Annotated in this window: 10 protein-coding genes; 2 read left to right on the plus strand and 8 right to left on the minus strand. The window is 33.3% G+C overall.

The features are described 5' to 3' along the window. On the minus strand, nt 1-698 hold a 698-nt coding region (locus KHW44_RS03580), incomplete at its 3' end, for an alpha-amylase family glycosyl hydrolase (RefSeq protein WP_304066055.1). Nucleotides 699-787: 89 nt separating this feature from the next. Between KHW44_RS03580 and rlmB the strand changes: the two genes are divergently transcribed. Further along, nucleotides 788-1,522, plus strand: a complete 735-nt coding sequence (gene rlmB, locus KHW44_RS03585; protein WP_304066058.1) for a 23S rRNA (guanosine(2251)-2'-O)-methyltransferase RlmB — start codon at nt 788-790, stop codon at nt 1,520-1,522. Then, entirely contained in the window at nt 1,491-2,045 is a 555-nt protein-coding gene (locus KHW44_RS03590) for an NYN domain-containing protein (protein ID WP_304066061.1), read from the plus strand. Before rlmB ends, KHW44_RS03590 begins: the two co-directional genes overlap by 32 nt. 137 nt (nt 2,046-2,182) lie before the next feature. Here KHW44_RS03590 and udp read toward each other — a convergent pair whose 3' ends face one another. The 7 genes from udp to KHW44_RS03625 all read right to left on the minus strand — a co-directional run. Further along, entirely contained in the window at nt 2,183-2,956 is a 774-nt protein-coding gene (gene udp, locus KHW44_RS03595) for a uridine phosphorylase (protein WP_294685389.1), read from the minus strand. 57 nt (nt 2,957-3,013) lie between these two features. Further along, nucleotides 3,014-3,529: a tryptophan transporter gene (locus KHW44_RS03600; RefSeq protein ID WP_304066066.1), complete on the minus strand. Its 516-nt coding sequence runs from the start codon at nt 3,527-3,529 to the stop codon at nt 3,014-3,016. A gap of 389 nt (nt 3,530-3,918) precedes the next feature. Next, nucleotides 3,919-4,371, minus strand: a complete 453-nt coding sequence (locus tag KHW44_RS03605) for an OsmC family protein (RefSeq protein WP_304066069.1) — start codon at nt 4,369-4,371, stop codon at nt 3,919-3,921. Further along, nucleotides 4,364-5,539, minus strand: a complete 1,176-nt coding sequence (locus tag KHW44_RS03610; protein WP_304066073.1) for a cobalamin-independent methionine synthase II family protein — start codon at nt 5,537-5,539, stop codon at nt 4,364-4,366. The genes KHW44_RS03605 and KHW44_RS03610 overlap by 8 nt, the downstream gene beginning before the upstream one ends. Then, entirely contained in the window at nt 5,529-6,356 is an 828-nt protein-coding gene (locus KHW44_RS03615; RefSeq protein ID WP_304066076.1) for a phosphate/phosphite/phosphonate ABC transporter substrate-binding protein, read from the minus strand. Before KHW44_RS03615 ends, KHW44_RS03610 begins: the two co-directional genes overlap by 11 nt. 145 nt (nt 6,357-6,501) lie before the next feature. Beyond that, on the minus strand, nt 6,502-7,629 hold the full coding sequence (locus KHW44_RS03620; protein WP_304066078.1) for an acyl-CoA dehydrogenase family protein: 1,128 nt from the start codon (nt 7,627-7,629) through the stop codon (nt 6,502-6,504). Between the two features lie 293 nt (nt 7,630-7,922). Further along, nucleotides 7,923-9,014: thiamine pyrophosphate-dependent enzyme (locus tag KHW44_RS03625; protein ID WP_304066080.1), on the minus strand; the 1,092-nt coding region annotated here is incomplete at its 5' end.

Consider the following 9,014-nt stretch of genomic DNA (forward strand, 5'->3'; position numbering starts at 1 on the left):
GCGTCGTATCTGAAGCCGTCCACATTAACATAATTCACAAACCATTCTCCCCATCTAAAAAGTTCATCTTTAACATCAGGATTTTTGTGGTCAATATCTGCAAACATCAAATAATCGAAATTCCCTTTTTCGTTGGAAACATTCTTGCTAAATCCTTTGTTTTCTCCAGCGATTTCAAAGATTGCTTTCTTTTGTTGTTTATTATCAAAATCAACTCCATTAAAATGTTGGAAATGCCACACGAACTCAGAATATTTTCCGTTCCTACCCTTAAAATCAAATCCAGTCCATGCTTCAATATCATAAGCATCAGTAATTCTATTCGCCCTGTCGTTAGGATCCACTTCGTAAGCCTTAAAAGTTTCTGAGAAATCTGCTCCAGCTTTGTGATTTAAAATTACATCTGCGTAAACTTTTATGTCATTTTTGTGCAAAACTTCGATTAATTTTTTCAATTCTTCTACAGTTCCGTATTTTGTACGCACAGATCCTTTCTGATCAAATTCTCCCAAATCGTACAAATCATACACACCATAACCAACATCATTTGTTCCTGTTGCTTTAAACATTGGAGCAAGCCACAACGCATCAATCCCTTTTTCTTTTAAATTTTTCGCTTCTCTCGTCAAGTTTTTGTAATAATTTCCATCATCTGGTAAGTACCACTCAAAAGCCTGCATCATTATTTCGTTTCCCATTTGTTCCTCCTATTAATTGTAAGAAATTGCTTTATATTGTATAATCTAATAAGATTATACCATTAAAATGATAAGAATAAGGAGAAAAAATGCAATATTTAGTCGGTAGAAATCCTGTTATGGAAGCTTTGGAAATGGATATGGGAGTAACCAATCTATACATACAAAAAGGCGAATTAAAAGGATTTATTAAAAAAATAGAAAAAAAAGCGTACGATATGGGAATTAAAATTGAATACGTCGATAAAAAATACATCGAAAAATTCGCAGAAAACACCGCTCATCAAGGTGTTATGGCAAAAATGCCAAGTTTCGGATATTCAAGCGTTGATGAAATGATAATTTACGCCAAAAAAAGAAACGAAGATCCATTTTTGATAATTTTGGACGAAATAACAGATCCTCACAATTTGGGATCCATCATTAGAACTGCAGAAGTTGCAGGATGCCACGGAGTTATAATTCCAAAACACCGAGCTTGTGAAGTCAATGCAACTGCAATCAAAACAAGTGCAGGAGCTGTTTTCAATATAAAAATCGCACGTGTAACCAACATAACCACGACAATTAATTATTTAAAAGAACATAACGTATGGATTTACGGGGCTTGTGGCGAAGCTTTACAAACTCACACGCAAGCTAACTTGAAAGGACCTATCGGCCTTGTAATTGGAAACGAAGGCAAAGGAATTTCGAGATTAGTCAGAGAAAATTGTGATCAGTTAATTAAAATCCCTATGTATGGAAAAACAGAATCACTCAACGCATCAAATGCTGCGAGCATTTTAATTTATGAAGTCATACGCCAAAGGTATGAAAAATAAACAAATTTATCTTTATGTCGATGGTTATAATATAATAAATGCATGGCCTAATTTGTACAAACTTTCTAATGATGTGGACTTGGATAGTGCTCGTGAAGAACTTATTGATATTATGAAAGAATACCAAAACCTAAGCGGTGAACAAGTTTATGTGGTGTTTGATGCTTACCTTGTAAAGGGTGGAATGAGCATCGAAGAAAAACGCGATAATTTAACTGTGGTCTACACAAAAGAACACGAATCCGCAGACAGATACATCGAAAGAAAAGTCAACGATATGAAAAAGCACGACAAAATGTATGTCGCAAGTAATGATGGAATGATTCAACGAATTATTTTATCTCGTGGCGGAATAAGAATTAGTGCAAATGAGCTTTGGAAAAATTATCTTACTTTAAAAGAAAATCTCAGAAGATCAAAGTTAAGAAAAAGGAAACAATCTAGCGTAAACATTGTTACAATAGATGATGATATGTACGAACAATTAGAAAAACTTCAAGATGAATTAAAAAAACAAAACTAGGTCACAACACCTAGTTTTGTTTTTTTAAACATAAGGAGATATCCAATTTAATGGATAAAATGAAAACGTTATTAACTATTTATAGTATAACATCGCCTTTATAATTTGTCAAAATTTTATATTTGAATTTTAATAATTTATTCTGCCTTATCTTCTTCAATTAAATTTTTTATTGCGTTAATGGCAACTTTAATGGCTATATCAGTGTCGTGGCAAACAGGATTGTCCAAGTTTTTCTTCTCACGTTCTTGATTAGCTACAACCAAAAAACAAGATCCACATCTTACTCTAAGGTAATTTGCAACCACAAAAAGTGCTGCAGATTCCATTTCACTTGCCAATGTGCCAAGACTTTTCCACGCTTCCCATTTATTCAACAAATCATATGATATTGGCATTTTTTCAGGCTCATGTTGTCCATAAAAGCTGTCCTTACATTGGACTACTCCGACGTGGTAATGTTGTCCTAAATCTTTCGAAGCTTTTACCAAAGAATTTGTCACATCTAAGTTTGCAACTGCTGGAAATTCTATCGGAGCGTATTCTTTACTCGTTCCTTCAGCTCTTATTGCAGAACTCGCTATAACTACATCAGAGCTTTTTACATCTTCTTGAATTCCTCCACAAGTTCCAACTCTAACAAAAGTATCAGCGCCAGCTTTTACAAGTTCTTCCATTGCAATAGCTGCAGATGCTCCTCCAATTCCTGTGCTTGTCACAGAAACTTTTACTCCATTCAAACTTCCAGTGTAAGTTACATACTCTCTGTGATCTGCAACTAACTTCGCATCGTCAAAATATTTTGCAATCTTTTCGCATCTTTTTGGATCTCCTGGAAGTATAACATACTTTCCAACATCTCCTTTTTTAATATTCAAATGATATTGTACGCCTTCTTCTGCGTATTTCATAAAATCACCTCATTTTTATCTATATTAATAGTATATACTAATTTTAGATAAATATCATTATTGGGCGTTGATTTTTACGTAATTTGTGCGATACATTATTTTCTTGAAGAAAACCCCTACGAAAGTATTCAAAACCGAAGTTGGAACACACACCGCAAAAAACGTCGATAAAAGAAGTCTTGCAAAATTTTCAGTTCCCATCCCCAATGGAATTGCAGTCGCCAAAAATACAAACCCACTAATTAGAGTTCCTATCATAAATACAAAATTTGATTTTGCATTGTTTTTACCCATAGCTTTGAATAAATAGTATACGACAATTCCCGAAACTAATTTGTCTAAAATATTTGGAAGTTGTCCCATTGGAAAATTAGTCGTAAAAGCCGCAAGTAACCCAGCAAATAAACTCAACATAAAAGCTTCTTTCACATTATCCATGAAAATAATCCCCAAAAACATCATAACTAATAAAAAATCTGGCTTTACTCCCATAAACAACGCAGGTGTAACGTAATGAAGCAATAATCCTACACTTAAAAATATCGAACTTACTGTTAATTTTTTTGAATCCATAATATCTTCCTTTCTTTTTTATAAAATTTTTCTCTTCTAAAATCATTTCATAAGTTCATTTCATTACACTCACCTGCCTTTATAATAAAAAAACACCTGTTCCCCAAAAGGAACAAGTGTCAAAACTCGCGTTACCATCCTAATTTATGTGCAAATGCACACATCTCTTTCAGATACTTCCATATCCTATCCCTGTAAAGTGAGAATCACTTTTTGAACTACTATATTTCATTCAAAATTCAGATAACCCCACTCATATAAACTTCCCTTAGAAATTCGCACCAACCATTTCCTCTCTTGAAGTTTCATTTATACTACTATCTTATCTATTGAATTTAATATTTTTAAATATTTTCTAATATTATATCACAAATAAAATAATTTACAAGTTATAAAACAGTTTTAAAATTAACATTTACCAAATCTTTTATAGAATTGTAAATCAAAGTTCTATCCAAAACTTCATCCAAAAACTCTTGTAGTTCTTCTCCTTCATAAAATGAGAAGAAATAAATGTCAATATTGATTTTATTAATAATACTCTTATCTTCAAAACCTATAACATTTAACAGATACATCGGATTGTCTATATCTAAGTTCACCTTAGCTTCGATATCTTGCAATATAGTGTTTCTTTTCTTCGCAACTCTCATCATAGTCAAAATCATCTCTGAAACGATGGAGCTTACGAAGAAATCAATTGATGTGAATTCTTCTTTTTCTGAATCAAAAGAAATAGATGAATCTACGGGAATACAGGATTTTTCATTGTAAACTTTGACCAAATCATCGGATACAATAGCTCTGAAACTTTTTTGGAATGAATTTATATCATCATTCATATTCTTTCCTCAATTTATCTCTAGCATCAATCATTGATTGTAGTTTTTCTCTAATGTGGTCGTATTCATTTACAGGTCTATTAGAGAATGTCGCAAACCCACAGTCTGGATTTAGCCACAATTTATCCTTGTCGATAAACGTAAGGGCTTCCTTGGCTCTTTTGTAAATTCCATCTGTGTCTTCCTTGTCATCCAATCTTGGATTTAACACTCCAAGTCCCAAAATCACTTTGTTGTTGATTCTTTCATCAGCTAGTAATGCTTTCAATTCTCCAGCTCTTGGAGTTGAAAATTCTAACGCCAATAAATCAGCATTGATATCTGCAAATAAATCTAAAAGCGGAGTATAAGGTCCTGTCAATAAAATACTTTCGTTTTTACTCCAGTTTCCACGACACACGTGAAGTGAACATATCGATTTATCTCTATCGACGCTATCCATTACGCTTTTTATCAAATGTGTTGCAAACTTCAATTCTTCAGTAGGATCTTTTCTAGTAGACAAAGATGCACACATAAATGTTCTTGGCTTACCTTCAGTGAACACAATTTCTGTAAGAACTGGTTCATCAAATTGAATTACATCTACTCCGATTTCTTGAAGATTTTTGATTTCTTTTCTGTAAATGTTTATAACATCTTCTCCCAAATCTTCTTTGCTGTCGTAGTATTTTGAGCTTACATTTGCAAGCCACATACTTCTTGTAACCAAGTAAGGTCCTGGCATTGTAATCTTAACAGGTTTATCAGTCAAAGATTTCAAAAGCTTTAATTCTTCTGATACAATGTCTCCTTTATATTCCAATTTTCCAGTACAAATAGCGTTCTTAATAGATGTAGCAGGAACATCCAATGTTGTCAAAATATTTTCGAACTCTCTTTTATCATCGACGTAATCAAGCATCTCTGCCATGCTCATTTGAGTTACTCCACCTAGTTTTTCAGAAATAAAAGATACGTAATTATCTCTTTCTATTTCTCCACTTGTGATTACATCGATATCCAAATCTTCTTGTAATTGTACAACTTCTTTCGTCTTATCGTATACCAATTGTTCGTAGTTAGAAAGGCTAATCATATTAGCCTTTAACATCCTACGAGCTTTTAATATTTCATTACCTCTTGGCATAGACCCTATCAAAGAGGTCTTGAATAATTTATTGTTCACTATTGAATTCCTTTATGAAATTTCCTAAATATTCATTAGCTTCTGTAATTTGTTTGAAACCATCTCTTCTACCAGGAACCCATTGTTTCAATCCTTCAAGATCCATAATTTCTTTATCTTTTTCGTTATTGTAATCCATCTTGAACATAATATCATCAAATGCTTTGATGTCTTCATCAGATGTTTCTGGAGTAAATGTGAATACACAGTGATCAAAGTTATCAGTTTTAGCTAATACTTCAACTTCGTTTTTGTCGATAGTTCCATCGTTAATCCATGCATCATAGTTTAGATCTAAGCAGAATGTTGCATCAACTTCGCCATTAACCATAGCCATCATGCTGTCTTTTTCGCCACCAACGTGGTCTCCGTGTAAACCAACACCTATATCAAATCTTTTGTCAGTGTAATCTTTACCGAATTCCAAACCATTGTTGTGTAAGAAGTTAATAGGAATAAGTCTTGCTTGTGGAGAATCAATAGCTCCAAATCCTATTGTTTTTCCCTTTAAATCGGAAATATTTTCGAATTTACCTTTTTTAACTACAAGATAAGTTTGTCTATCTCTGTCTGTATCTCTCATACATCCGATTTTTTCTTTTCCATCACATCTTAAGTGAGCATCTAATTGTGCTAATGGAGAATTCCAAGCTGCATCTATTTCGCCATTCATTAAAGCATCTACTTGTAATTTGTAGTCTTTGAAGAATACCGCTTCGATTTCAGCGCCATTTTCTTCGTAGAATTTTGTAATTAAATCCCATATAACTGTTACTCTTGGAGCGTAAATAACCGCACCTACTTTTAATTTTTTCATTTAATTCCTCCTAAAAATATCTACTAATATATTTTATAAAATTTTTTCTATAAAGTACATATAAAAATCGGAACTTACAAACAGCTAGAATATTTGTTTGTAAGCAAAAACTTTACTGTTTATAAATTCCGATAAATTTACAATATTATAATAGTGGTTGGCCTGTGATAGCTTTTCCTAACCAAACGTTAAGAACGTCTAGTGATGGTGCCATGATTTGTCCTGCATATGCATCTCTCATTAATCTTTGAATTTCAGATGCACAGTTGTAAGTCTTACCTCCACCTACTCTCATTGCAAGTGTTGAAGATTCTATTGCATTTTCGATAGCAGCTACTCTTGCTGCGATAATCTTGCATACTGCATCAGCTTCGCCGTCTACTAATGATCTTGCTGCTAATTCTGTAAGAGCTTTTGCACTCATTCCGTTAGCGTAAATCTTAGCTAAATGTAATTGAACTGTTTCAATATTAGCTAAACATTGTCCTGATGGATATTTTCTCTTCAATGCGTAATCATTTGTAACTTTTGATAATCTCAAGTTCAATCCAGTGTATACACTTGCTAAACCTAAAATGAAGTATGGAGCTACAACGTTAAATACTTGGTCAACACCTGAACCTTCTTCACCGATTCTGTTAACTTCGTCTAATTTAACATCTGTCATAGTCATTGGACATGAAACGTTACCTTTCATACCAATACCTTTCCAGTGGCTCATCTTGAATTCTAATCCTTCAGATTCCAATGGAACTAACCAGTTGTTGATGTCTCCTTCTTTTTCAGTTGATGGAGTTAAAATTAAGTAATAACTTGCATGAGTTGCGCTTGTTACCATTGATTTTGTTCCGTTGAAAACAAATTTTCCACCGTCTTTAGTTACTTTGATTTCTGGAATATAGAAGTGAGTACCAGTTCCGAATTCAGAATATGCTAAAGCCATGAATTTGTTGTTTTCAACTATATCTTTAACAACTTTTTTCTTCAATTCTTCGTTACCATTAGTAAGAACAGTCATTAAAGCTACGTTGTGCATCATGTAGCAAAGACCAGCAGTTGGGTTGCTTTCAGCAAATGCTAAAACAGCTTGTTGGTGTTCAATAGCAGTTTTTCCTAAACCACCCATTTCTTCTGGGATAAGTAATTTGAAGTAGCCAGCTTTTCCCATTTCTTCAAATGATTCTACAGGAAATCTACCTTCTTCATCTGAGCTTTTTGCATATGGTTCGATGTGTTCCAATGCAAATTTTCTTGACTCTTCGTAAAAATTCATAAAACCCTCCTAAAGTTTATATTTCAATTATATGATATCACCAATTCTCTAATAAGACCAGAAATATTGTTAAAAATTCTTCATTTATTGAAACTTTCTATAAATCCTACCAATTTCATTTGATTTTAAATAAATTAGAAAATTTCTTGATTTTTTTATTAGTTTTAACATTGAAATATCAACGTTATAACGTTTTAATTCATTTATAGAAAAAATCTATAAATGATTTTTCAAATTGTTAAAAATTTGCAATAAAAAACACTGCAAGATTTCTCTCACAGTGTTTTGTTATATTATCTATTTGTAGAATTTGGATTTACGACGTCTTCTTTCTTTGCGCCTTCTTCTTCCTTAGCTTTTTCTACAGATTCAACTTTTTTGCCTTCTTTTTCAAGGTTTTCTTCTTTATCTGCTGCATCTGTATCTTCTACTGAGTTAGAATAATCCATTTCTGCCATTCTCTTGTAAGTGTTGTATCTTTCCTTAGCATCTCTTTCAGCTTCTTGGAATAATTCTTCAGCTTGTTCAGGGAATGATTTTTGTAATGACAAGTATCTTACTTCTCCTCTGATGAAGTCTTGGAATGATCCAGTTGGTTCTTTAGAGTCTAATTGGAATGGATTCTTTCCTTCTTCTGCAAGAGTTGGATCGAATCTGTATAAGTGCCAATAACCAGCTTCTACAGCTAATTTTTCTTGACGTTGGCTCTTACCCATACCAGCTTTAATACCGTGGTTGATACATGGTGAGTAAGCGATGATTAATGATGGTCCATCATATTCTTCTGCTTCTCTAATAGCTTTTAATGTTTGATTTTGGTTAGCACCCATAGCGATTTGTGCTACGTATACGTATCCGTAAGTTGATGCCATCAAACCTAAATCTTTCTTTCTAACTTTCTTACCACTTGCGGCAAATTGTGCTACAGCAGCTGTTGGAGTTGATTTAGAAGCTTGTCCACCAGTGTTTGAGTAAACTTCTGTATCGAATACCATAACGTTGATATTTTCACCTGATGCTAATACGTGATCCAATCCGCCGTATCCGATATCGTAAGCCCAACCGTCTCCACCGAAGATCCATACAGATTTCTTAATTAAGAAGTCTCTGTCTGTTCTTATATATTTCAATAATTCTTCAGCTTCAGCGTTATTAGTGTCATCATCTAAGTGTTGTAAGATTTCTGCTGCACATGCTTTAGATGTAGCTACATCGTCCATGTTTTCAACAAATTTCTTGAATGGTGCATTCAATGGACTTTCAATGTTCAAGTCTAAGAATGCTTTCATTTTTTCTTTTAATTGTAATCTGATTTTCTTGATAGCTAAGTGCATACCATATCCGTATTCAGCGTTGTCTTCGAATAATGAGTTAGCCCAAGCTGG

This window comes from Finegoldia magna (assembly GCF_018371055.1).
Lineage (GTDB): Bacteria > Bacillota > Clostridia > Tissierellales > Peptoniphilaceae > Finegoldia > Finegoldia magna_I.

What these genes read in the sequence shown, in the direction of transcription:
- KHW44_RS03615 (WP_304066076.1), bottom strand. Translation starts at nt 6,356, where the DNA reads ATGAAAAAATTAAAAGTAGGTGCGGTTATTTACGCTCCAAGAGTAACA.
- KHW44_RS03605 (WP_304066069.1), bottom strand. Translation starts at nt 4,371, where the DNA reads ATGAATGATGATATAAATTCATTCCAAAAAAGTTTCAGAGCTATTGTA.
- KHW44_RS03590 (WP_304066061.1), top strand. Translation starts at nt 1,491, where the DNA reads ATGAAGTCATACGCCAAAGGTATGAAAAATAAACAAATTTATCTTTAT.
- rlmB (WP_304066058.1), top strand. Translation starts at nt 788, where the DNA reads ATGCAATATTTAGTCGGTAGAAATCCTGTTATGGAAGCTTTGGAAATG.
- udp (WP_294685389.1), bottom strand. Translation starts at nt 2,956, where the DNA reads ATGAAATACGCAGAAGAAGGCGTACAATATCATTTGAATATTAAAAAA.
- KHW44_RS03620 (WP_304066078.1), bottom strand. Translation starts at nt 7,629, where the DNA reads ATGAATTTTTACGAAGAGTCAAGAAAATTTGCATTGGAACACATCGAA.
- KHW44_RS03600 (WP_304066066.1), bottom strand. Translation starts at nt 3,529, where the DNA reads ATGGATTCAAAAAAATTAACAGTAAGTTCGATATTTTTAAGTGTAGGA.